Here is a 23,012-nt window from a genome sequence, read left to right as displayed (position 1 = left end):
ATCGTTTAAAATCAATGACTTAGAATTTCATCGCTGCAGCGCAAAAAATAAATTTAATTTCTTTTGGTGCGCTCTTTTTGTGTGCATAACTGGTTGTGCAACGGCATGGGGAGCGCACCGCGCAGGCGCATATTCATGGTCTTTGTGATAACTGTGAATTGTTATCCACTCGTGTTGTCCGGTGCCGCCCGCGCGCTTAGCGGACGCTCACTTCACAGGGTGCGGGAAGGTCCGCCGGCGCGCATTTCGGCGCCGCGGATGCGTGCGCCGATGTGGATCAGGCGCTGGTTTGCGCGCGGCTGATTTGGTGCACAGCATCAACCATCACCGCGACCGCTTCCGGCGGCGTGAATTGCGAGATGCCGTGACCGAGATTGAACACGTGACCGGCGCCGGGGCCGTACGCGGCCAGCACCTTGCCGACTTCGGCGCGGATCTGCGCATGGTTGGCGAACAGCACCGCCGGATCCAGGTTGCCCTGCAGCGCGACCTTGTGACCGATCAGCGCGCGCGCCTTGGTCAGGTTCACGGTCCAATCCAGCCCGACCGCATCGCTGCCGATGGCGGCGATCTGGTCCAGCCACAGTCCGCCGCCCTTGGTAAATACGATCGACGGAATCCGCACGCCGTCCTTCTCGGTTTTCAGCTGGCGCATCACTTCGCGCATGTAATGCAGCGAAAACTCCTGGTAGGCGCCGTCGGCCAGCGCGCCGCCCCACGAGTCGAACAGCATCACGGCCTGCGCGCCGGCGTCGATCTGCGCATTCAGGTAGGCCGCCACCGCGGTCGCATTGGTCTGCAGGATGTGGTGCATCAGGTCCGGCCGGTCGTACAGCATGGTCTTGACGGTGCGGTAGTCGTCCGAACTGCCGCCTTCGACCATATAGCACGCCAGCGTCCACGGGCTGCCGGAAAAGCCGATCAGCGGCACCCGCCCGTTCAGCTCGCTACGGATCTGGGTCACCGCGTCGAATACGTATTGCAGCGTGCCCAAGTCAGGCGCACGCAAGGCCAGCACCGCCTTTTCATCGCGCAGCGGACGCTCGAACTTGGGGCCTTCGCCATCGGCGAAGAACAGGCCCAGCCCCATCGCGTCCGGCACCGTCAGGATGTCGGAAAACAGGATCGCGGCATCGAGCGGATAGCGCTCGAGCGGCTGCAGCGTGACTTCGGTCGCGTAGTCGGGGTTCTTGGCGAGGCCGAGGAAGGAGCCGGCTTTTTGGCGGGTGGCGCGGTATTCCGGCAGATAACGTCCGGCCTGGCGCATCAGCCACAGCGGCGTGTAATCGGTCGGCTGGCGCAGCAAGGCGCGCAGGAAGGTGTCGTTCTGGAGCGGGGCGAATGGTGGCATCGGAGATCAATCAGTGCGGGTGAGGCGCGGTAAGTACTTTTGGGTGGCCGCTATTATCTCATTGCTTCGCGGCTGCAAGCGCGCGGACGGTCGAGCGGCACAGCGATTGCATGAAGATCGTTGCTGCCTAAGGCTTCTCGCCCCTTCCCCCTTCGACAAGCTCGGGACATGCTTGCAGGGGGAGGGAACTCAACCCGGCCGCAGCGGACCATCGTCCACAACTCATCCTCCAGATTACGTGATGCAAAAACAGCCATCCTATTGCAGCATGCCAACATCTAAATTATAATCATTCTCATTAAGATTCGCGTTATAGCCGATACCCCACGCAGCGACGACTTCCGCACCGCCTGTGCCAAGTCCGGCATTGCGGCGTCGATCCTGTCAAAAGATAAAGAAAAATCATGCCTGCTGCTCTTGTCACCCGCTCCGGCCTGCGCTGGTCCCTGATTCTGGCCGGTGCCAGCCTGCTGGCCGCTTGCGGCGGCGCTGGCGACAGCAATGGCAGCGCCACGCTTACGCCGGCCAGCGGCGGGCTGAGCGCTGCCGCCAGCCTCGGCGAAAAAATCTTCAGCGACCAGAGCCTGTCGGCATCCGGCCAGCAATCCTGCGCCAGTTGCCACAGCCCGGACCATGCACACGCCGCCAGCGGCGCGTTGTCGGTCGAACTGGGCGGCGCACAGCTTGATCAGCAGGGCTTTCGCGCGGTGCCGTCGCTGCGCTACCTGAACCTGACGCCGGCCTTTTATTTTGCAAAAGACGGCACCCCGACCGGCGGCTTCGACCGCGATGGCCGCGCGCAATCGCTGGCCGAGCAGGCGCAGCGCCCGCTCCTGGCGCCGCACGAGATGGCCAATGCCGGCAAGGCCGAGGTGGTCGCCAGCCTGAGGCGAGCGCCGTATGCGGACGCGTTCCGCCAGGCGTTTGGCGCGACCATTCTGGACGACGCCGACGCGGCGTTCGAGCGCATCGCGTTCGCGTTGCAGCAATACCAGAAGGAAGACCCGGCGTTTCACCCCTACGATTCCAAATACGATCAGTTCCTGGCCGGCAAGACCACGCTGGCCCCGGCCGAGTTGCGCGGGCTGGCGCTGTTCAATGCCCCGAAGAAGGGCAATTGCGCGGCCTGCCACACCAGCGCCAAGGGCGCCGACGGTGCGTCGCCGCTGTTCACCGATTTCAGCTACGACAACCTGGGTGTGCCGCGCAATCCGAAGATCGCCGCCACCCGCGATCCGGCCTATTTCGACCTCGGCCTGTGCGGCCCGGACCGCACCGACCTCGCCAATCGCGTTGACCTGTGCGGCGCGTTCAAGGTGCCGACGCTGCGCAACGTGGCGACGCGGCAAGCGTTTTTCCACAACGGCGTGTTCAGCAACCTGCGCGACGTGATCGGCTTCTACGTGCGGCGCGACACCAACCCGGAACAGTGGTATCCGCGCGGCGCCGACGGCAGCGTGCAGAAGTTCAACGACCTGCCGCCGCCATACCAGCGCAACGCCAACACCAGCGAAGCGCCATACAACCGCCAGCCCGGCATGGCGCCGGCCTTGTCGGACGCCGAGATCGACGACGTGATCGAATTCCTCGGCACCCTGACCGACGGGTATCAGGCGCATTAACAAGCCCAACTAAATTGATTATTTAAATAGAGAAAGCTCACCATGAAAAAAACCATCCTGGCGCAAGCCATCCTCGCCGTGCTGATCGGCGCCCCGCTGGTCGCCTCCGCCACCGAAGCCGAACTGATGCAAAGACTCGACCAGATGGCGGCCGAGCTGAAACAGATGAAGGCCGAACTGAGCGCCAGCAAGCAAAAGACCGAGGCGCTGGAACAGCGCCAGAACGCGCAGGCCGCGGCACCTGCCACCGCGCCGGTGGCTGCTGCACCAGCGACAGAAGCTGTCGCAAGCACCTCGGGCATCGCGCTCGGCGCCAGCACCGTGCTGTCGAGCTACGGCGAAGTCAATTACAGCCGCCCGCGCCATGACGGCAGCGCGGCCGAGACCGATGTCGCGCGCGCCGTGATCGGCGTCACCCACCGCTTCGACGACAAGACCAAGATGGTGGCCGAATTCGAATGGGAACACGCAGTCACCTCGGCGACCGACAGCGGCGAAGCGGCAGTCGAACAGCTGTACGTCGAGCGCGAATTCGGCAACGGCCTGCGCGCCAAGGGCGGCCTGTTCCTGATCCCGGCCGGCCTGCTCAATACCAACCATGAGCCGACCGCGTACTACGGCGTGCAGCGCAATTTCGTCGAAACCGCGATCATCCCGAGCACCTGGCGTGAAGCCGGCGTCGGGCTGTCGTCGACCATGGACAACGGCCTGACCTGGGATCTGGGCCTGACCACCGGCTTCGACCTGACCAAGTGGGATAGCACCTCCGAAGACGGGCGCGCATCGCCGCTCGGCAGCATCCACCAGGAAGGCCAGCACGCGAAGTCGCGCAACCTGGCGCTGCACGGCGCGCTGAACTGGCGCGGCGTCCCCGGCCTGCTGCTCGGCGGCTCGGTGTTCACCGGCAAACTGGCGCACGGCACGGCCGACTTCGCCGCGCCCGATGCGCGCCTGACCTTGTGGGATCTGCACGCCCGCTACACGCCGGGCAAGTGGGACCTGTCGACCGTGTATGCGCGCGGCACCATCAGCGACACCGAGGCCTTCAACCTGGCCAACGCCGGCAGCCCGACACCGGTGCCGTCGAGCTTCTACGGCTGGTACGCACAAGCGGCTTACCAGCTGTGGAAGAACAGCGATTACAAGCTGAGCCCGTTCATCCGCTACGAACAGTTCAATACCGCCAAGAGCTATAGCGCGATGCCGGCCGGGCTCGGCATCGCCACCGCGGCCGACGAGAAAGTCTGGACCGCCGGCGCCAACTTCAACATCGGCGAAGGCGTGGTGGTGAAGGCGGATTACCAGAAGTTCAAGCAAGACAATTCGCGTGACCGCGTCAATCTGGGGCTTGGGTATTCGTTCTAATGCTGATTGAAAGCGCAATAGGTCTACACTTTGCCTGATCGTCCCCTCCCCTTTTAAGGGGGAGGGTTAGGGTGGGGGTAGTGCGGTCGATTAACGATAATGTTTGTTTATCGACCACCACACCCCCATCCCAACCTTCCCCCTCAGAGGGGGAAGGAGCCGAACAAGCTACCGCGTCTTCCAAAATGGACGACGCGGGCTTTAACTGAATCGAAGTTGATGAAACCATTCTATATCGCCGCCCTGACCCTGGCCACCACCGCCGGCAGCGCCTTCGCGACCCAGTATCTGACGGCAGAGCAGGCGCAGCGCGTGATGTTCCCCGACGCCAGCAGCTTCAAGGACGCCAGCCTGCAACTGACGGTCGAGCAGATGCGCCAAGTCGAGAAACTGGCCGGCGAGCCGGCGCGCTCGGTCAACTGGCGCGTGTTCGCCGCCTACCAGGGCGATACGCTGCTCGGCCACGTGGTGCTGGACGACGTGGTCGGCAAGTTCGAGCTGATCTCGTACGCGGTCGCGCTGAACCTCGATGCCAGCATCAAGCAGATCGAGATCCTGAGCTACCGTGAAAGCCATGGCTTCGAGATCAAGAGCCCGGCCTGGCGCAAGCAGTTTGTCGGCAAGACCGCGCAAGCCGGACTGGCGGTCGGCGACGGCATCGCCAACATCAGCGGCGCGACACTGTCGTGCAACCACGTGACCGATGGCGTGCGCCGCATCGCGGCGATCGCGCAACTGATGTTGAAAAAATGACGCCGCACAAAATAAGCTTGAACAACTGACGCTAGCCATGTCTTCGCCATTGCCCATCACGCGCCGCGCCCAGCCCTGGCTCGGCACCCTGGTCGAGATCAGCATTGCCGACGCCGACAGCGCCGACGCGCCAACCACGGATCATGCTGCGGCGTTTGCCGCCGCCTTCGGCGCGATCGCCGCGGTGCAGCGGCTGATGAGTTTTCACGACGCGGCGAGCGACGTGTCGCGCTTCAACCGGGCGCCGGTGGGTGCGGTGCTGGAGGTCGATCGGCAGACGCTGCAGGTGCTGCAATGCGCGCTGCAGATTCATGCCGCCAGCGGCGGCCTGTTTGACATCGGCTGTGGCGCGACGCTGGCCGCCTGGGACTATCTGCCGGCGCCGGATGGACTCGACGTGCCGACCTTGGCCAGCTGGCCGCGCCCGCCGCTGTTGCGAATCGAGGATGCGCGGCGCATCACGAAAACCGCCGCCGCCTGGATCGACCTCGGCGGCATCGCCAAAGGTTATGCGGTCGATCAGGCGATCGCGGCACTGCAGGAGGCCGGCATCGGCTTGGCCTGCGTCAATGCCGGCGGCGACCTGCGCGTCTATGGCGAATACGGTTTTCCGGTCGCGATCCGCGATCCCCGCCAACCGGGCCGCGCCGCCCGGCAGACCCGGCTGAGCAACCAGGCGATGGCCAGTTCCGGCAGCTATTTTTCGCAGAAGGCCTTCGCCGAGCGCGAGGTCAGTGCGCTGATCGACGGCCGCGACGGCCGCCCGCTGACCGGCCCAATCGACCCACTCAGCGCCACCGTATGCGCGCCGAGCTGCATGCTGGCCGACGCGCTGACCAAGGTGGTGCTGGCCAGCGCCGACCCGCAGCACCCGGCGTTACGTCAGTTCGGCGCGTCTGCTTTTATAATCTAGACCTTGCCCGCCAATACCATCCAGATGCGCTCCCCTCATCCGCCGAAGCACCCCGCCAAGCCCCGGCCGCACAGCCTGCACCATCCGTCGGCGCCGCGGCCAGTCAGCCTGAAACTGGAACGCTGGCAGCGCCGCGCGCTGTATGGGGCATTTGCGCTGCTGACGCTGAGCGGCCTGCTGTGGCTGCTGGCCCATTACTGGTGGCGCCCGGTCGGCGAATATGGCGAAACCATCAGCCCGCTGGAGCCATGGGCCATGAAGCTGCATGGCGCGGCCGCAATGCTGGCGCTGTTCCTGGTCGGCGGCATCCTGAACAACCACATCCGCCGCGCGCTGAAATCGCGGCGCAACCGCAGCAGCGGCTGGGCCATGGTGGCACTGCTGGCGCTGCTGACGCTGAGTGGCTACGCGTTGTACTACATCGCGGGCGAACAGAGCCGGCCGCTGTGGTCTGTACTGCACTGGATCATCGGGCTGGGTCTGCCGCTGCTGGTGCTGCTGCATATCGTGCTGGGGCGCCGCTCGGCACGCTAGCACTACGACGAGCTCAGATCTGCGTGCAGCGCCGCATGTGCAGAGGGGTCCTGCGCGGTGAGTCGTCGAATGGTGATCATCACATAGCCTATTTTTTGAGTTCGGGATTTAAGTCGGAGCTCAGGTTGCGAGCACCGGCCGTGGCGACAGCGCGACGATCGCTGCATGTTGCGAGGACGCCCGTCGCGCTGCTGCAGCACATTGGTCAGGCGGTCGGTTTGCGCGCCACGGTCGGCTTCTTGGGCACGACCTTGGGCGCGACCTTGACCGCGTTCTTGTAGCTGGCCGCGACCCCAATCGCCTCGGTCGCCAGCGCCATCAGCTGCGCCGGCGATTCTAGCAGTTCACCCGGCACCTCGTAAAAACGGGTGACATCGACCCGGCCCTTCTTGGTCGCATACCGGAAGCAGTCGCTGCCCATTTTTTGATACTTGGGGCGCGTCACGTCATTGACCGCAAAATACAGCGAATTACCCATCACCATCGCAAATTGCAGGCCGCCGGCAGTCAGCGCGACGCCGCCGAAAAATCGGCTGCGCGCCAGTTCGCGGATCGGCGCCAGTTGCTCCATCACGAACGTGACGTAGTCGGACGTCCTGGCCATCATGCTGGTTGCACCGCACCGGGCCCGCGCCGGGTCAAGGCGGCCGACGCTGGCATCCTGCATTTATTTTTCAACATCCCGTGTTCCATTCATGCTGGTCGATTGGCGCGTCACGATACAACAAGAAAACTGGCAAACCCGATTGAAATCCGGTTCGGCGAATATAGCCTGTCGTCGGAGCAGCGACAACCAAAAATCGATCGCGCGGTGCCGCATCAAGCCCTGTGCGCAGCGTTGCCATGCGGCAATAAAATCCGGCAAGTGTTGTCGACCATGCTATATTTCGCAGCGCATCGATGCCGGCTATTCCGCCGCCAGATCCCGCACCCAATGCACGATTGCACGACACCCGATTCTGATCGTTCCTCGAGGAATGCCACGCATGCTGATCAAACGACTGACACCGACGCACACCTATCTGCAATACGGCGACGACCACGCGCACGACGCGGCGGGCAAGGCGCTCCGGATGGCGAACAACGACCGGACCCGGATCGCGATGCAGGCCACCTGCAATGTGGCGGCCGAGCTCGACAGCGTGTTCGCCAGCCGGCCCGACGTCGCGGTGCTGCACGATGTGCGGATCAGGACCGAGGACGGCAAGCTGCATATCGATCATTTATTCATCACGCACAACTTCCACGTCTTCATCGTCGAGTCGCGCACCGCAGGCCAGACGCTGGGGATCAGCGATCAGAAACAATTCACGCTGACCGATCCACTCGGTAGCGCCTATGCGATCCCATCGCCGCTGCGGCAACTGATGCGCAACCGGGCGCTGCTCAAGCGCCTGCTGCGCCAACTTGATTTGCCGAAGCGCTTCGGCCGCACGCTGCAGCCGAGCTTTCATCACTATCTGCTGATCGATCCGCAGGCCGAGGTGCAGAACCAGTCGGATATCGACTTCCGGTTGTTCGTCAGTCCGTCGCAGCTGATCGCGTTGATCGACCAGCAGGCCGGCAGCCGCTCGCTGTTCGGCTTTTTGCAACGGATGCCGAGCCAGCAATTGCGCCAGACCTCGCGCCGGATCGCGCAGATCCATGCGCCGAAAGGCGTACGTTTTTCCAGCAAGTTCCGGCATGTGGCGGCGGCGGAACAACCTGTGCCGCGCAGCGTGCTCGGCAATACTCCCCGCTAAATTCAAGAAATACAGCTTATCCCGCTTGGTTTTATTGGGCTGCAAATAATACGGGTGGCAGTATATTTTATATCCACGAAGGCCCGGTCGAGCTGAAGCTGGATCTGCGCCGGCAGCGCGCTGGCGCTCAGGACGATGACATCGCTAGCGCAACAGCGCAACCAGTTCGCGCGTCAATGCGGCGGCCGGTATTTCATTGCAGCCGCTGGCGTTCTGGCCCGACCATAGCGGCGAGAAATCGCCGCTGCCGGTGCTCTCGGCATGCGCGCGCAGCGGCGCGATCGCCGCGCTCGCGAGCGGAAAGGCCGGCGCGGCGGCGCTGATCGGCCCGAGTTCGCGCATGACCCGGTTGACGATGCCGCGCGCCGGGCGGCCGCTGAACAGATTGGTCAGCGCGGTATGGTGTGCCGCCGCGCTCTTCAGTGCGGCGCGATGCACGGCACTGGTGCCCGCTTCCGGACAGAGCAGATAGGCGGTGCCGATCTGCGCGCCGGCCGCGCCGAGCGCCAACGCAGCTGCGACCCCCTTGGCATCGGCGATGCCGCCGGCCGCGATCACCGGCAACCGCACCGCTTGCACTACTTGCGGCAGCAGCGCGAAGGTGCCGAGCTGGGTGCTCAGATCGGTGCTGAGGAAGATGCCGCGGTGGCCGCCGGCCTCCAGCCCTTGCGCGATGATGGCGTCGGCGCCGTGCGCCTCGAGCCAGACCGCTTCCTCGACCGTGGTGGCACTGGCCAGCACCTTTGCGCCCCAGCTTTTGACCCGCGCCAGCAATTCAGGGGCCGGCAGGCCGAAATGGAAACTGACCACCGGCGGCCGGAATTCGGCCAGCAGCTCGGCCGCCTCGGCGCTGAACGGCAGCCGCGCCGGAGCGTTGGGAGCCGCCGCCGCATCGATACCGAATTCGCGGTAGTACGGCACCAGCGCCGCGCGCCATGCGGCATCGCGCACGGCGTCGGGCAGCGGTGAGCGGTGGCAAAAGAAATTGACGTTGTACGGCTTGCTGGTCTGCGCTGCGAGCGTGCTCAACTCGGCGAGCAGCGCATCCGACCCCAACATCGCACAGGGCAGCGAGCCGAGGCCGCCGGCGTTCGACACCGCGATCGCCAGCGCGCTGCCCTGCACGCCCGCCATCGGCGCCTGGATGATCGGCAACTCTATCCCCAGCAACTGTTGCAGCGTCGTCATGCTTGCCCCCGTGGTTGGTGTGCGCGTCACTCCGCGCGGCACTGCAGCCGGATCAGATGCCGCCGATGCACATATATTTGATCACCAGGTAGTCGTCCATCCCGTACTTCGATCCTTCGCGCCCCAGCCCGGATTGCTTGACGCCGCCGAACGGCGCGATCTCGTTCGAGATCAGGCCGCTGTTGATGCCGACCATGCCCGACTCCAGCCCTTCGGCGACGCGCCAGATGCGGCCGATGTCACGCGAGTAGAAATAGCTGGCGAGGCCGAATTCGGTATCGTTGGCCAGTGCCAGCACGTCGTCTTCGGTCTTGAAGCGGAACAGCGGCGCCATCGGGCCGAAGGTTTCTTCTTTCGCGACCCGCATCTCGGCGGTGACGTCGACAATCACGGTCGGCTCGAAAAAGCTGTGGCCGAGCGCGTGGCGCTTGCCGCCGGTCAGCACGCGGCCGCCCTTGGACAGTGCATCGGCGATGTGCTGCTCGACCTTTTCGACCGCTTTCTGGTCGATCAGCGGTCCCTGCGTGACGCCGGCGTCCTGGCCATTGCCGACTTTCAGCTGGCTGACCGCCGCCACCAGTTTTTGCGCGAACGCGTCATACACGCCGTCCTGCACATAGATGCGATTGGCGCAGACGCAGGTCTGGCCGGCATTGCGGTATTTCGACGCGATCGCGCCCTCGACCGCAGCATCGAGGTCGGCGTCGTCGAACACGATGAACGGTGCATTGCCGCCCAGTTCCAGCGACAGTTTCTTGACGGTCGGCGCGGATTGCTGCATCAGCAGACGACCGACCTGGGTCGACCCGGTGAAGCTGAGTTTGCGCACGGTCGGGTTGGACGTCATCTCGCCGCCGATCGCACGGGCGTCGCCGGTGACGACGGAAAACACGCCGGGCGGCACGCCGGCGCGCTCGGCCAGCACCGCCAGCGCCAGCGCCGAATACGGCGTCGCCTCGGCCGGTTTCAGCACGATCGGGCAGCCGGCGGCGAGTGCCGGGCCAACCTTGCGCGTGATCATCGCAGCCGGGAAGTTCCACGGCGTGATCGCGGCGCAGACCCCGATCGGCTGCTTGATGACGACGATGCGGCGGTCGGCCCACGGCGACTCCATGGTGTCGCCATTGATGCGCTTGGCTTCTTCACCGAACCACTCGAGAAACGAGGCGGCGTACGCAATTTCGCCCTTGGCTTCGGCCAGCGGCTTGCCCTGCTCGGCGGTCATCAGGAGCGCGAGATCGTCGACGTTGGCCAGCAGCAGGTCGTTCCATTTACGCAGGATCGCGCTGCGTTCCTTCGCGGTCTTCTTGCGCCACGCAGGCCAGGCGTCGTTGGCGGCGGCGATCGCGCGGCTGGTCTCGGCCGCACCCATGTGCGGGATGGTGCCGAGCTGGTCGCCGGTGGCCGGGTTGGTGACCGGGAAGGTGGCGCCGTTGTCGGCGTCGCACCATTGTCCGTTGATATAGGCTTGCTGACGCAGCAGCGTGGGATCTTTCAGTGGCAACATGGGATCGCTCCGGAGGTGAATTTAGATTTTGGCGGCGGCCTTGTTACGCCCGCGCAACCATTCGAGAACCAGTAACAGGCAGGTAGAGAATACGATCAGTATAGTAGCCAGCGCGGCGATGGTCGGGCTGATGTTTTCCTTGATGCCGGTAAACATCTGGCGCGGCAAGGTGGTTTGCTGCGGGCCGGCGACGAACAGCGTGATCACCACTTCGTCGAACGAGGTGGCGAATGCAAACAGCGCGCCGGAAATCAGACCCGGCGCGATCACCGGCAGCGTGATGCGCCAGAACGTGCGCAACGGACCGGCGCCGAGACTCATGCTGGCGCGCACCAAGTTGTGGTTGAAGCCCTGCAGCGTGGCCGACACCGTGGTGACGACGAACGGCGCGCCCAATGCGGCGTGCGCCAGGATCAGGCCGGTATAGCTGTCGGCCAGGCCGATCTGCGCGAAGAACAGGTAGACGCCGACGCCGACAACCACCACCGGCACCACCATCGGCGAGATCAGGATCGCCATCAGCAGCCCCTTGCCGGTGAAATCGGCCTTGTTCAGGCCGACCGCCGCCAAGGTGCCGAGCACGGTCGCGATCACGGTCGCCAGCGGCGCGACGATGAAGCTGTTCTTGGCGGCGCGGATCCACTCTTCCGAATGGATCAGGTTGTCGTACCAGCGCAGCGACAAGCCGGGCATCGGATACGACAGGAAGCTGCTATCGGAAAACGACAGCGGAATGATCACCAGGATCGGCAACACCAGAAACACCAGCACCAGCAGGTTGAAGCCGCGCAGCAGGAAAAACCAGATGCGCTCTGGTAACGACACATACGGCGGAAATAAGGGCAAGCTCTTCATCGTGGTTATCCCATGCTCACGTCGATTTTGGCGAAGCGCCGATAGATCGCATACAGCACCAGGGTCGCCGCAAACAGCAGGGCGCCGAGCGCGCAGGCCATGCCCCAGTTGATGGTGAGGTTGGTGAAATAGGCGACGTAATAGCTGACCATCTGCTCGTTCGGGCCGCCCAGCAGCGCCGGCGTGATGTAGTAGCCGAGCGCGAGGATGAATACCAACAGGCCGCCGGCGCCGACGCCCGGGTAAGTCTGCGGCACGTACACGCGCCAGAATGCGGCGAACGGATGGCTGCCGAGCGAGATCGCGGCCCGCATGTAGGTCGGCGGAATCGATTTCATCACGCTGTACAGCGGCAGGATCATGAACGGCAGCAGGATGTGGGTCATCGAGATGTACACGCCGATGCGGTTGAACAGCAGCTCCAGCGGCGCCTGTGTTACGCCGAGCGCCATCAACGCCTTGTTGACCAGGCCTTCCGATTGCAGCAACACGATCCAGGCCGCGACCCGTACCAGGATCGAGGTCCAGAACGGGATCAGCACCAGGATCATGAACAGGTTGGCGCGCCGCTCCGACATGGTCGACAGCCAGTACGCGAGCGGATAGCCGATCACCAGGGTGCACAGCGTCACGACCAGGCTGATCAGGAAGGTGCGCCCGAAAATCTTGCGAAACGCCGACTCGCTCTCGTCGGCATTGTGCACCTGGCCGAACGCATCTTGTTTCAGGTCGAGCGCGGCCAGCACATAATACGGCGAGTAACGCGCACCGTTCTTGGCGATCACCTGCCAGGTGGCCAGCTGGCCCCACTGCTCGTCGAGTGCGATCAGCGCTGGCTGGATGGCGGCCGCCGGCAGCGGCTTGCCCTCGGCATCCTTCAATGGCAAGGCGCGCGCGGTCTTCAGGATGACCGAACGGGCGCCGGGCAGTTCGGCATTGATGCGCCGTGCCAGCGTGCCGGTGGTGTTGTCGGCCGCGGCCTTGGCCAGATCGTCGGCCAGCGCGGCGTAGGCGCGCTCCGGCGGCGCCGATTTGCGGTCCCAGCCGGCCAGTGCGGCGACCGTGTGCGGCAGGGTCGAGGCGATTTCGGGATTGGCGACCGCGCGCGTCAGCAGCACCGCGATCGGCACCACGAAGGTCACCAGCAAGAAGATCGCCAGCGGTGCGATCAGCGTGAGCGCGGTGATCCGCTTGCGGAGTAGCGCCTTGTGCAGGTCGCGCTTCAGGTGCGACAGCGGCGGCTCAGCGAGCGAGGCGCTGGTGGGGGCACTGGGAGCGCTGGGGGCCAAAACAGTCATAGTGGTTCAGGTCTGAAATGCCGCAAAAGTAAAAGAATGCTGCCCGTGGTCGGGCAGCATCAAAGCCTGTCAGGCGCCCAAGGAGGCAACCGCGCCCGACAGGCGGAGGAGACGTATGTTACTTGGCTGCCCAGGCAGTGAAACGCTGCTCCAGATCTTCGCCATGATCGGTCCAGAACTGCAGATTTTGCTGTACCGCGTCCTTGGCATTATTGGTCGAGGTCGGCAGGTCGGCCAGCGTCTTGGCGTCGAGCAGCTTCAAGGCGTTGTGGTTGACCGGACCGTAGGCGATATTGCCGGCGTAATTCTTTTGCGATTCCGGCGTGCTGGCAAACGCGATGTATTTTTCCGCCAGCGCCTTGTTCGGCGTGCCTTTTGGAATCACCCAGTAATCGAGGTCGTAGATGCTGCCGGCCCAGGTGACCTTCAGGTTCTTGCCTTCACGCTGCGCCGAATCGATGCGGCCGTTGTAGGCGGTCGACATCACGACGTCGCCTGCCACCAGGAACTGCGGCGGCTGCGCGCCGGCTTCCCACCACTGGATGTTGGCCTTCAGCTCATCGAGCTTCTTGAACGCGCGCTCGACGCCGGCCTTGGTGGCCAGTACTTTGTAGACTTCCTTGGTCGGCACGCCATCGGCCATCAGCGCAAATTCCAGGTTGTAGCGGGCGCCTTTGCGCATGCCGCGTTTGCCCGGAAATTGTTTGACGTTCCAGAAATCGGCCCAGTTCTTCGGTGCCACCTTCATCTTGTCGGCGTTGTAGGCCAGTACCGTCGACCAGACAAACGCCCCCATGCCGCATTCCTGCACCGCTTCCGGCATGAAATCGCTCTTCTTGCCGATCTTGCTGTAGTCGAGCTTTTCCAGCAGCCCTTCTTCACAGGCGCGGCCGAGCAGGCCGGACTCGAGTTCAACCACGTCCCAGCTGACTTTGCCGGTTTCGACCATGGCCTTGACCTTCGCCAGTTCGCCGTTGTATTCGACCACCACCACCTTGGTGCCGGTCGTTTTCTGGAACGGTTCGATATACGCGGCTTTCTGCGCGTTGCCGTTGGCGCCGCCGAAATTGATCACGGTCAGCTCTGCCGCTTGGGCCAAGCCAAGTGACAGTGCCGCCATGGCTGCGGACATCAGGATCGGTTTGATTGTCTGTCTCATTGCAACTCCTCTTTGTTTTATGGTGGGGCTACTGGTAAAACGGGTGGGGAAGCGGGTGGGGAAACGAGTTTTAAGCACTAATCAAATGAAGACCCGCAAGCGATCTGGGTCGATGTCGAGTGCGACCTGGGTGCCCTCGGCCAGACCGGCCAGCGCCGGGTCGCCCAGCGTCAGCTTGACGAAACAATCGTCCTGCTTGGCGGTCGTGCAGCGTACGCGCACGTGATCGCCGAAATAAATCAGGCCCGCGACACTGGCGCGCAGGCCATTCTGCAGCGGCGCGTCGAGCGGCTTGAGCCGGATGCGTTCAGGGCGAATGCAAGCGACACCAGTCTGGCCGCTGTGGGCGCCATTCGGGTTGACGCCGGTCAATAACGATCCGTCCGGCAGACGCAGCGCGCAATGAGCGCCAGTGACCGACTCCACCGTACCGTTGAAGCGGTTGTTGTCGCCGATGAAGCCGGCCACGAAGTGATTGTCGGGATACTCGTACAGGCGGTCGACCGCGGCCAGTTGCTGGATGATGCCCTGGTCGAATACGGCGACGCGGTCCGACATGGTCAGCGCTTCGCTCTGGTCGTGGGTGACGTAGACGAAGGTCACGCCGAGCCGCTTGTGCAGCGCTTTCAGCTCAAGCTGCATGTGCTCGCGCAACTGTTTATCCAGCGCACCGAGCGGCTCGTCCATCAATACCAGCTTCGGATCGAATACCAGCGCGCGCGCCAGTGCGATGCGCTGCTGCTGGCCGCCGGACAGCTGGGCCGGATAGCGTTCCGAAAATTTGCCCATCTGCACCATGTCGAGCGCCTTCTTCACCTTCGCCGCGCGCTCGCCGCCATTCAGGCCGCGCACCTGCAGCGGGTAGGCGATGTTCTGGCCGACCGTCATGTGCGGGAACAGCGCGTAGTTTTGAAACACCATGCCGATGTTGCGCTTGTGCGGCGGCACCTTGTTCAGCAATTGCCCATCGAGGCGGATCTCGCCACCGGTCGGGAATTCGAACCCGGCCAGCATCATCAGGCAGGTGGTCTTGCCGGAGCCGGACGGCCCCAGCAGGGTCAGGAATTCACCGCGGTGGATGTCGAGATCGAGGTGCTTGACCACCAGGATTTCACCATCATAAGTTTTCTTGACGCCGCGAAATTCGACCAGGGTGTCATGTCCCTGCTGATCCTGATGCTCGTGGTCAAATGCCTGTGCTGCTGTACTTGCCTGCTTCACTGGTGGGTCTCCTGCTGGTTATCGATGCGTAGGGTGACGGGGCAGCGACTTTTTTAATCCATCTTACTCCGCGCGCAGTGCCGCCTCAAGGATCGTCAGCGCCTCGCTCATCACCGCGTCCGGGATGGTGAGCGGGAACAGGAAGCGGATCACGTTGCCGTACACGCCGCAGCTCAGCAGCAGCAGGCCTTTTTCGAGCGCGCGCGCCTGCACCGTCCTGGTGAAATCCGGATCCGGCGTGTGCGTGCCCGGCTGCATGAATTCGACCGCGACCATCGCGCCCAGACCGCGCACCTCGGCGATCTGCGGCACGAATTCACGCAGCGTCGTCAATCTGTCCTTCAACTGTTGGCCCAGCACGGCGGCGCGCGCGACCAGCTGTTCCTCTTCGATCACGTCCAGCACCGCATGCGCGGCAGCCACCGCCAGCGCGTTGCCGGCATAGGTGCCGCCGAGGCCGCCGGGGGCCGGCGCATCCATGATCTCGGCGCGGCCGCAGACCGCCGACAGCGGCATGCCGCCGGCCAGGCTCTTGGCCATCGTCATCAGATCGGGGATCACGCCATAGTGCTCCATGGCAAACAATTTGCCGGTGCGGGCAAAACCGGTCTGCACTTCATCGACAATCAGCAGCATGCCGTGTTCGTCGCACAGGTTGCGCAGCGCCTGCATGAATTCGACCGGCGCCGCATAGAACCCGCCCTCGCCCTGCACCGGTTCGAGGATGATGGCGGCGACCCGCTTCGGGTCAACGTCGGACTTGAACAGCGCCTGCAAGGCCGCCAGCGAGTCCTGCGTGCTCACCCCATGCAATGCGATCGGGAATGGGGCGTGATACACCTCGCCCGGGAACGGGCCGAAACCGACCTTGTACGGCACCACCTTGCCGGTCAGCGCCATGCCCATCATGGTGCGGCCATGGAACGCGCCCGAGAACGCGATCACGGCGGAACGGCCAGTCGCGGCGCGGGCGATCTTGACCGCATTTTCGACCGCCTCAGCGCCGGTCGAGAACAGTGCGGTTTTCTTGGCGTGAGCGCCGGGCGTGATCGCATTGATGCGCTCGGCCAGCGCGATATAACTCTCGTAGGGGACGATCTGGTAGGCGGTGTGGGTGAACTTGCCGAGCTGCTGCTGCATTGCGGCCACCAGCTTCGGGTGACGATGGCCGGTATTGAGCACCGCAATGCCGGCCGCGAAATCGATGTAGCGCCGGTTTTCCACGTCCCACAGTTCGGCATTCAGCGCGCGCTCGGCATAGAAATTGCACATCACGCCGACACCGCGGGGTGTCGCCGCATCTTTGCGCTGCTGCAGGTCTGCATTTTTCATGGTCGCTCCGGTTTGCCGTGATTGATTCGTGGCTCATACTAAAACGACCATGGCACTATAATACAGGGCCACTTTTGTTTTTCTAATGGAGCCACTTTGCGGATCGCGTCGTTGCCGGAATTTCTGTTGTTGCGGATCGAGCGCGCCGCGCCGGACGCGCGCACGCGCAAGCCGCTGAATCGCCAGCTGTATCAGATCATTCGCGATGCGATCCTGGCCCAGCAACTGCCGGCCGGCCTGCAGCTGCCGTCGTCGCGCGACCTGGCGCGCGAACTGGCGCTATCGCGCAACACCGTCACTTACGCCTACGAGCAACTGATCGCGGAGGGCTATCTGGAGACGCGCGCCGGCGCCGGCACCTTCATCGCCGACACCACGCCCGACCAGATCCCGGCGGCGACCGGCGGCAAGGCGGCGTTGACCGACCCGTCCGGCGCCTCGGAGCTGTCGGCGCGCGGCGCGCAACTGCTGCGCCACGCCGGCGTCAGCAATCTGCAATGGGGCGCCTTCATGCCCGGCGTGCCGGACGTGACACTGTTTCCGAACAAGATCTGGAGCCGGCTGCAAAACAAGCACTGGCGCCGTTCGCGCGCCGAGCTGCTGACCTACGGCGAGGGCGGCGGTTACCCGCCGCTGCGCGCGGCGGTGGCCGAATATTTGCGCATGGCGCGCTCGGTCAATTGCGATGCCAGCCAGGTGCTGATCACGACCGGCATCCACCAGTCGATCGACCTCGCCGCCAAGCTGCTGGGCGAAGCGGGTGACCGCGCCTGGGTCGAGGACCCGTGCTACTGGGGCACCCGCAGCGTGCTGAACTCGCTGGGCATCAAACCGGTGCCGATCGCGGTCGATGCCGAGGGCTTGCAGCTGCGCCCGAAGGACTTGCGCCATCCGCCGCGCTTCATCCACGTCACGCCCTCGCACCAGTATCCGCTCGGCATGGTGATGAGCCTGTCGCGGCGCCGCCTGCTGCTCGAATACGCGGCCGCGCACAAGGTGTGGATCATGGAGGACGATTACGACAGCGAATTTCGCTATGGCAGCCGGCCGCTGGCATCGCTGCAGGGCATGGATAGCCAGGATCGGGTGCTGTACATGGGCACCTTCAGCAAGACGCTGTTTCCGGGCTTGCGCATCGGCTTCATGGTGGTGCCGCAGTCGCTGGCCGAGTCGTTTGCGACCGGCCTGTCCGAGCTGTACCGTGGCGGCCAGGGTTTCGCGCAGGCCGTGGTAGCCGATTTCATGACGGAAGGTCATTTTGCCTCGCACATCCGGCGCATGCGGCTGCTGTACGCGGAGCGGCTGCGCCTGTTGCAGGAAGCGATCAACCGCCATTTCGGCGACAGCGTGCGGATCACCGGCGGCGAGGCCGGTCTGCATCTGGCGCTGGGTTTGCCGGACGGTTGCGACGACCTGGCCATCAGCCGCGAAGCGGCGGCGCAGGGCATCATCGCGCGTCCGTTATTCCGCTACTACATGAATCCGGCCACCGCGCAGCGCGGCCTGTTGCTGGGCTATGCCTGCGTACCGGAGCAACAGATCGGGCCGATTTTCGAGCGGCTGGCAGGCATCATCAAACGCCATTGGCCGGCCCGCAAAGTCGGTTAAATGCCGGGAGTATTCGCCAAAATCGGCCTGGCTCCCAAGATTTCGGAGCGGAAAATATATTACTCCATCCAGTATATTTTGAACCGAACATCAGGTAATTCTGAGTTTGGCGTATTCCGGATGCGGCGCCGGATACGCCAGCTTCATGCGCTCCAGGGTTTCGACCATCACCGATCCGATCGCCAGATTGCGCTGGGTCTTGGAGTCGGCCGGGATCACGTACCACGGTGCGTGGTCGGCATCGGTGGCGCGGATCGCCTGCTCGTAGGCGCGCTGGTAATCGTCCCAGGATTTGCGCTCGACCAGATCCTGCGGGTCGAATTTCCAGTGCTTGTCGGGATCGTCGAGCCGGTCCTGCAGGCGCTCCTTTTGCTCGTCCCTCGAGATGTGCAGGAAGAACTTGAGGATCACGCTGCCGGTCTCGGCCTGCATCCGTTCGAAGTCGGCGATCTGCGCGTAGCGGCGCTTGCATTCCGCTTCATCGATCAGCTGGTGCACCCGCGTGATCAGCACGTCTTCGTAATGGCTGCGATTGAACAGCACGATCTCGCCCTTGACCGGCAGTTGCTGATGGATCCGCCACAGGTAATCGTGGTCGCGCTCGACCAGGCTGGGCGCCTTGAACGACACCGTACGCAGTCCCAGCGGGTTGATGCGGCCGAATACATCGCTGACGGTGCCGTCCTTGCCGGCGGTATCCATGCCCTGCAATACCACCAGCAACTTGCGGCTGCGCTCGGCGTAGAACACGGTCTGGTAGGCCGCGATCTGGGCGGCCAGCTCGACCACGCGCTGCTTGTCGTGCTCCTTGTCCTGTCCTTTGCTCTGGTCCTTGTCATCGCTGGCGAGCGGCGCCTGCGCCGCATCCTGATCCTGCAACTTCAGTTTGTTGCTGGCGCGGAATTGCTTGCGAAAATTCATGGTCCGGTCTCCTTGCTGTCGTGCTCGGTGTTCGGTGTTCGGTGTTCGGTGACGCTGCCAGTCTGGCGCGACTAGCGCCGACGTGCATGCTCGATTTTCAAACAGCGGTCCATCACTACCGTCAGGCCGGCCGCTTCGGCTTTGGCCGCCGCAGCCTGATTGCTGATGCCGAGCTGCATCCATAGCACGGCGGCCCCGATCTGGATCGCGGCGTCGGCAATCGGCAAAATCGCTTCGGCCCGGCGGAAGCAGTCGACCAGGTCGATCCGGATATTTTCTTGCGCCAGACTGGCCGCGGCCTCAGCGAGCGTGGAAAAACATGGCTCACCGAGGATGTGAGTGCCCGCATACGTCGGATTGACCGGGATGATGCGGTAACCGTGGCTCTGCAGGTAGTACGCCACCTGATGGCTGGCCCGGTCGGTCTTGGCGGACAGCCCGACCACCGCGATGGTGTGGGTATCGGCCAGGATTTGCGCAATGCTGCGGGCGTCGGTCGTCATCGGTGCGTTCGGTGCGTGCGGTCTGTTGAAAACGCGGCGGCCAACAAAAAAGGCAGCCGAAGCTGCCTTTCATTGTACTGCTTGCCTCAGAGTCGGCTTGAATTACTGCTTCCGACGCAATCTCTGGATCGCAGCCAACTGCGCGATGGCGACCGCAAATTCCGCTTGCGCCTTGGCGTAGTCGATCTTCGATTCCTTGTTGACCAGCGATTCTTCCGCCAGTCGCTTTGCTTCGGTGGCCTTGGCTTCGTCCAGATCCTTGCCGCGGATCGCGGTGTCGGCCAGAACGGTGACCAAATTCGGCTGCACTTCGAGGATACCGCCGGCGACGAAGACGAATTCCTCTTCGGCCTGACCGGCCACCTTGATGCGCACCGCACCCGGCCTGATACGGGTGATCAGCGGCGTGTGCTGCGGATAGATCCCGAGCTCGCCCACTTCACCCGGCAACGCGACGAATTCGGCCTCACCGGAAAAGATCTGCTCTTCGGCGGAGACCACGTCAACGTGAATAGTGTGTGCCATGTTTGAACCTTCTTTGTTCGTCAGATCCAGAACCGCTTGCCGCCCTCCCTTTCAAGCGGAGGGTTGGGATGGGGAGGGGTCACTCGCTTGCTGCTGCAACCCGTCCGCCACCTGACCTCCCCCTTGAAGGGAGAGGAACCGCGACGATCAGTTCAGCTTCTTCGCTTTTTCGATCGCTTCTTCGATCGTGCCCACCATGTAGAACGCCTGTTCCGGCAGGTGATCGAGTTCGCCCGATGCGATCATCTTGAAGCCCTTGATCGTATCTTTCAGCGACACGTATTTACCTGGCGCGCCGGTAAACACTTCAGCGACGTGGAACGGCTGCGACAGGAAACGCTGCATCTTACGGGCGCGTGCCACCAGCAGCTTGTCTTCCGGTGCCAGTTCGTCCATCCCCAGAATCGCGATAATGTCGCGCAATTCCTTGTAGCGCTGCAGCGTACCCTGCACCGCACGGGCGGTCTCGTAGTGTTCCTGGCCCACCACCAGCGGATCGAGCTGACGCGAGGTCGAATCGAGCGGATCAACCGCAGGATAGATACCGAGCGAGGCGATGTCACGCGACAGCACGACGGTCGAATCCAAGTGCGCAAAGGTGGTTGCCGGCGACGGATCGGTCAAGTCATCGGCTGGCACATACACTGCCTGGATCGAGGTGATCGAACCGGTCTTGGTCGAGGTGATGCGCTCTTGCAGACGGCCCATCTCTTCGGCCAGCGTCGGCTGGTAACCCACCGCCGATGGCATACGACCCAGCAGCGCCGACACTTCGGTACCGGCCAGCGTGAAGCGGTAGATGTTGTCGACGAAGAACAGCACGTCCTTGCCTTCGTCACGGAAGCTTTCCGCGATCGTCAGGCCGGTCAGCGCGACGCGCAGACGGTTGCCTGGCGGCTCGTTCATCTGACCGTAGACCATCGCCACCTTGGAGTTCTCCGGGTGTTCCAGATCGACCACCTTGGCATCGGCCATCTCGTGGTAGAAGTCGTTACCCTCACGAGTACGCTCACCCACGCCGGCGAACACGGACAGGCCGCTGTGGGCCTTGGCGATGTTGTTGATCAGTTCCATCATGTTGACGGTCTTGCCGACCCCGGCGCCGCCGAACAGGCCGACCTTACCGCCCTTGGCGAACGGGCAAACCAGGTCGATCACCTTGATGCCGGTTTCCAGCAGGTCCTGCGATGGCGACAGATCGTCATACACAGGCGCCTTGCGGTGGATCGAAGCGGTCTGCTCGTGACTGACCGGACCGCATTCGTCGATCGGATTACCCAGCACGTCCATGATGCGACCCAGGGTCGCCTTGCCGACCGGCACCCGGATCGGGTTGCCGGTGTTCTGGATCACCATGCCGCGACGCAGACCGTCGGAGGTGCCCAGCGCAATGGTACGGACAATCCCGTCGCCCAGCTGCTGCTGTACTTCCAGCGTCAGTTCGGAGCCTGCCATCTTCAACGCATCGTATATCTTTGGCATCGCATTGCGTGGGAACTCTACGTCCACCACGGCGCCGATACACTGAACGATTTTGCCATCAGCCATTTTCGTTCCTTCAATAGTTAATTTAGATTCTCTATTCAGCTCCCTCCCTTTCAAGGGGAGGGTTGGGGTGGGGATGGATCGGAAGCTAACGCTGGCAACCCATCCCCACCTAACCTCCCCCTTTGAAGGGGGAGGAACCGACTATTTGGTTCAATTAAACCGCAGCCGCACCGGCGACGATCTCGGACAGTTCTTTGGTAATCGCGGCCTGGCGGGTCTTGTTATAGATCAGCTTCAGTTCACCAATCACGTTCCCGGCATTGTCGGAAGCTGACTTCATCGCCACCATCCGCGCCGATTGCTCGGATGCCAGATTTTCGGCCACGGACTGGTAGATCAGCGCCTCGACATAACGCACCAGCAACTCGTCGATCACCACCTGCGCTTCCGGCTCGTAGATGTAGTCCCACGCATGGGTGCCGGCATCAGCCTGCATGCGCTCGGACGACAGCGGCAGCAGTTGCTCGATGGTCGGTTCCTGTTTCATCGTGTTGATGAACTTGGTGTACACCAGGTAGACCGCGTCGAGCTTGGCTTCCTGGTAAGCGTCGAGCAGGACCTTGACCGGTCCGATCAACTTTTCCAGGTGCGGCGCGTCGCCCAGATGGGTCGCATGCGACACCACCTTGGCGCCGATCCGGTTCAGGAAACCGAAGCCCTTGTTGCCAAAAGCGACTGCTTCGACCTTGATGCCCTGGCCTTCCAGTTCCTTCAGCTTGCCGGTCATCAGGCGCAACGCGTTGGTGTTGAGACCACCGCACAGGCCCTTGTCAGTCGTGACCACGATAATGCCGACCGTCTTGGCCAGATCCTGCTTCACCAGGAACGGATGCGAGTATTCCGAGTTGGCTTGCGCCAGGTGCGAGGTGATGTTGCGAATCTTGTCACTGTAGGGACGGGCGGCCCGCATCCGCTCCTGCGCCTTGCGCATTTTGGATGCGGCGACCATTTCCATCGCCTTGGTGATCTTCTTCGTATTTTCTACGCTCTTGATCTTGCCACGTATCTCTTTGCCTACTGCCATGAGTCCTTACTCCTTCTGCTCTGTTCAAGCTTGATAGCCAAGC

21 protein-coding genes are annotated in these 23,012 nt (G+C 63.2%); 7 read left to right on the top strand and 14 right to left on the bottom strand.

From position 1 onward, the window contains the following. Nucleotides 1-277: 277 nt before the first annotated feature. On the bottom strand, nt 278-1,351 hold the full coding sequence (hemE, locus tag ACFOFO_RS07110) for a uroporphyrinogen decarboxylase (protein ID WP_390321462.1): 1,074 nt from the start codon (nt 1,349-1,351) through the stop codon (nt 278-280). A 404-nt stretch (nt 1,352-1,755) separates the two neighbouring features. Here hemE and ACFOFO_RS07105 point away from each other — a divergent pair, with 404 nt between their 5' ends. The 5 genes from ACFOFO_RS07105 to ACFOFO_RS07085 all read left to right on the top strand — a co-directional run bounded on the left by ACFOFO_RS07105 (nt 1,756) and on the right by ACFOFO_RS07085 (nt 6,538). After that, complete coding sequence (locus tag ACFOFO_RS07105) at nt 1,756-2,973, top strand: cytochrome-c peroxidase (protein WP_390321465.1); 1,218 nt, start codon at nt 1,756-1,758, stop codon at nt 2,971-2,973. Nucleotides 2,974-3,015: 42 nt separating this feature from the next. Then, nucleotides 3,016-4,338 (top strand): hypothetical protein, encoded by a 1,323-nt coding sequence (locus tag ACFOFO_RS07100; protein WP_390321467.1) that lies wholly within the window; start codon nt 3,016-3,018, stop codon nt 4,336-4,338. A gap of 219 nt (nt 4,339-4,557) precedes the next feature. After that, a complete protein-coding gene (locus tag ACFOFO_RS07095; protein ID WP_390321469.1) occupies nt 4,558-5,091 on the top strand; it encodes an FMN-binding protein in 534 nt (177 codons plus the stop codon). A gap of 37 nt (nt 5,092-5,128) precedes the next feature. Beyond that, complete coding sequence (locus tag ACFOFO_RS07090; RefSeq protein ID WP_390321471.1) at nt 5,129-6,004, top strand: FAD:protein FMN transferase; 876 nt, start codon at nt 5,129-5,131, stop codon at nt 6,002-6,004. A gap of 3 nt (nt 6,005-6,007) precedes the next feature. Further along, nucleotides 6,008-6,538, top strand: coding sequence for a DUF4405 domain-containing protein (locus ACFOFO_RS07085; protein WP_390321473.1), 531 nt, complete (start codon nt 6,008-6,010; stop codon nt 6,536-6,538). 205 nt (nt 6,539-6,743) lie between these two features. On the opposite strand, the gene ACFOFO_RS07080 is transcribed toward ACFOFO_RS07085, so the two are convergent. Further along, nucleotides 6,744-7,205, bottom strand: a complete 462-nt coding sequence (locus tag ACFOFO_RS07080; protein ID WP_390331237.1) for a TfoX/Sxy family protein — start codon at nt 7,203-7,205, stop codon at nt 6,744-6,746. 319 nt (nt 7,206-7,524) lie between these two features. Between ACFOFO_RS07080 and ACFOFO_RS07075 the strand changes: the two genes are divergently transcribed. Next, complete coding sequence (locus tag ACFOFO_RS07075) at nt 7,525-8,280, top strand: nuclease-related domain-containing protein (protein WP_390321479.1); 756 nt, start codon at nt 7,525-7,527, stop codon at nt 8,278-8,280. 144 nt (nt 8,281-8,424) lie between these two features. Here ACFOFO_RS07075 and ACFOFO_RS07070 read toward each other — a convergent pair whose 3' ends face one another. The 7 genes from ACFOFO_RS07070 to ACFOFO_RS07040 all read right to left on the bottom strand — a co-directional run bounded on the left by ACFOFO_RS07070 (nt 8,425) and on the right by ACFOFO_RS07040 (nt 16,840). Then, nucleotides 8,425-9,468 (bottom strand): NAD(P)H-dependent flavin oxidoreductase, encoded by a 1,044-nt coding sequence (locus ACFOFO_RS07070; protein WP_390321481.1) that lies wholly within the window; start codon nt 9,466-9,468, stop codon nt 8,425-8,427. A gap of 52 nt (nt 9,469-9,520) precedes the next feature. Next, a complete protein-coding gene (gene gabD, locus ACFOFO_RS07065) occupies nt 9,521-10,975 on the bottom strand; it encodes an NADP-dependent succinate-semialdehyde dehydrogenase (RefSeq protein ID WP_390321484.1) in 1,455 nt (484 codons plus the stop codon). Nucleotides 10,976-10,996: 21 nt separating this feature from the next. Then, a complete protein-coding gene (locus ACFOFO_RS07060; protein WP_390321486.1) occupies nt 10,997-11,830 on the bottom strand; it encodes an ABC transporter permease in 834 nt (277 codons plus the stop codon). 5 nt (nt 11,831-11,835) lie between these two features. Then, nucleotides 11,836-13,128, bottom strand: coding sequence for an ABC transporter permease (locus ACFOFO_RS07055; protein WP_390321489.1), 1,293 nt, complete (start codon nt 13,126-13,128; stop codon nt 11,836-11,838). A gap of 118 nt (nt 13,129-13,246) precedes the next feature. Continuing rightward, complete coding sequence (locus ACFOFO_RS07050) at nt 13,247-14,260, bottom strand: ABC transporter substrate-binding protein (protein WP_390327803.1); 1,014 nt, start codon at nt 14,258-14,260, stop codon at nt 13,247-13,249. Nucleotides 14,261-14,368: 108 nt separating this feature from the next. Beyond that, nucleotides 14,369-15,439 (bottom strand): ABC transporter ATP-binding protein, encoded by a 1,071-nt coding sequence (locus ACFOFO_RS07045; RefSeq protein ID WP_390327805.1) that lies wholly within the window; start codon nt 15,437-15,439, stop codon nt 14,369-14,371. 132 nt (nt 15,440-15,571) lie between these two features. Beyond that, nucleotides 15,572-16,840, bottom strand: a complete 1,269-nt coding sequence (locus ACFOFO_RS07040) for a 4-aminobutyrate--2-oxoglutarate transaminase (protein WP_390321491.1) — start codon at nt 16,838-16,840, stop codon at nt 15,572-15,574. 96 nt (nt 16,841-16,936) lie between these two features. On the opposite strand from ACFOFO_RS07040, the gene pdxR reads away from it, so the two are divergent. After that, nucleotides 16,937-18,448: a MocR-like pyridoxine biosynthesis transcription factor PdxR gene (gene pdxR, locus ACFOFO_RS07035; RefSeq protein ID WP_390321493.1), complete on the top strand. Its 1,512-nt coding sequence runs from the start codon at nt 16,937-16,939 to the stop codon at nt 18,446-18,448. Between the two features lie 90 nt (nt 18,449-18,538). On the opposite strand, the gene ACFOFO_RS07030 is transcribed toward pdxR, so the two are convergent. From ACFOFO_RS07030 to atpG, 5 genes are all read right to left on the bottom strand, one after another. Further along, the gene (locus ACFOFO_RS07030; protein ID WP_390321495.1) at nt 18,539-19,369 is read right to left on the bottom strand and encodes a PPK2 family polyphosphate kinase; all 831 of its coding nucleotides are present in this window, start codon (nt 19,367-19,369) and stop codon (nt 18,539-18,541) included. A gap of 71 nt (nt 19,370-19,440) precedes the next feature. Beyond that, complete coding sequence (locus tag ACFOFO_RS07025; protein WP_390321497.1) at nt 19,441-19,872, bottom strand: CoA-binding protein; 432 nt, start codon at nt 19,870-19,872, stop codon at nt 19,441-19,443. A 102-nt stretch (nt 19,873-19,974) separates the two neighbouring features. Then, complete coding sequence (locus ACFOFO_RS07020; RefSeq protein WP_390321500.1) at nt 19,975-20,397, bottom strand: F0F1 ATP synthase subunit epsilon; 423 nt, start codon at nt 20,395-20,397, stop codon at nt 19,975-19,977. Nucleotides 20,398-20,544: 147 nt separating this feature from the next. Continuing rightward, nucleotides 20,545-21,945, bottom strand: coding sequence for a F0F1 ATP synthase subunit beta (atpD, locus tag ACFOFO_RS07015; protein WP_390321502.1), 1,401 nt, complete (start codon nt 21,943-21,945; stop codon nt 20,545-20,547). A 154-nt stretch (nt 21,946-22,099) separates the two neighbouring features. Continuing rightward, on the bottom strand, nt 22,100-22,969 hold the full coding sequence (gene atpG, locus ACFOFO_RS07010; RefSeq protein WP_390321505.1) for a F0F1 ATP synthase subunit gamma: 870 nt from the start codon (nt 22,967-22,969) through the stop codon (nt 22,100-22,102). Between the last annotated feature and the right edge of the window lie 43 nt (nt 22,970-23,012).

It is taken from the genome of Pseudundibacterium arcticum (assembly GCF_042646465.1).
In the GTDB taxonomy this organism is placed as follows: Bacteria; Pseudomonadota; Gammaproteobacteria; order Burkholderiales; family Burkholderiaceae_D; genus Undibacterium_A; species Undibacterium_A arcticum.
This window is presented reverse-complemented; position numbering and strand designations above follow the sequence as displayed.